The sequence below is a fragment of the Streptomyces africanus genome (assembly GCF_002150735.1).
Taxonomy (GTDB): Bacteria; Actinomycetota; Actinomycetes; order Streptomycetales; family Streptomycetaceae; genus Streptomyces; species Streptomyces africanus.
The window spans coordinates 335-874 of the sequence record NZ_MUKA01000631.1 but is presented as its reverse complement, the minus strand read 5'-3'; the positions used below and the strand labels follow the sequence as shown (position 1 = coordinate 874).

1 protein-coding gene is annotated in these 540 nt (G+C 75.0%); it reads left to right on the top strand.

What is annotated here, in order from left to right:
- Positions 1 to 540: beta-galactosidase domain 4-containing protein (locus tag CCL05_RS46925; RefSeq protein WP_244204620.1), on the top strand; the 540-nt coding region annotated here is incomplete at both ends.

Here is a 540-nt window from a genome sequence, read left to right as displayed (position 1 = left end):
TACGGCGGCGACTTCGGCGAGACCGACCACGACGGCGCCTTCATCGCCGACGGGGTCGTCTTCCCCGACCGCACGCCCAAGCCCGTGATGTCCGAGCACCGGGAGATCGCCGCGCCGGTACGCATCGAGTGCTTCCGGCACGAGGGTGTCGTCCTGGGCAACCACCAGCACTTCCGGGGCCTGGACTGGCTGTCCGGCGAGTGGGAGCTGTCCCTCGCCGACGGCGGCACCCGGACCGCCCCCGCCTTGCTGCCCGAGCTGCGGCCGGGCGAGACGGCCGTCGTACCGGTGCCGTTCGAGCTGCCGGAGGACGGCGGCGAGGCGTGGCTGACGCTGCGGGTCACGACGGCCCGGGACGAGCCGTGGGGACCGCGCGGCACGGTCGTGTGCCTGCCGCAGGTGCGGCTGCGGGCGGCGGAACCGGTGCGGCACACCCCCGTCACGCACCGACCGGTCGAGGTCGGCGAGGACGGGCTGCTGGTCCATCCGCTGCTGACGGCCGGGCCCACGCTGTCGCTGTGGCGGGCGCCCACCGACAAC